The sequence below is a fragment of the Oleiphilus sp. HI0061 genome (assembly GCF_001635675.1).
The window spans coordinates 1-330 of sequence record NZ_LWFE01000836.1 but is presented as its reverse complement, the minus strand read 5'-3'; the positions used below and the strand labels follow the sequence as shown (position 1 = coordinate 330).

General features: G+C 43.3%; 1 protein-coding gene. It reads right to left on the bottom strand.

The genetic code is table 11. The features are described 5' to 3' along the window. The coding region (locus tag A3735_RS09990) for a class I tRNA ligase family protein (RefSeq protein ID WP_156499581.1) at positions 1–330 on the bottom strand (330 nt) is incomplete at both ends.

The following is a 330-nucleotide window of genomic DNA, read 5'->3' as shown; positions in this document are numbered from 1 at the left end:
AAACCACGTAAAGACTGATATAAACGATCCAAGGTTGCTTGCGCTTCAACCAGGTTATCTTCGGAATAATCAACCTGACTACGATAGTGGCTAGACACTAGGAAGTAACGAATCACTTCAGCCGGATACTTTTCCAAGACTTCGCGAATGGTGAAGAAGTTACCCAAAGATTTAGACATCTTTTCTTTGTTTACACGAACAGCGCCTGCATGCATCCAGTAGTTCACATACTTCTGACCGGTTGCACCTTCAGACTGGGCAATTTCATTTTCATGATGTGGGAATTTTAAGTCTGGCCCGCCCCCATGAATATCAAAGGTATCACCCAAA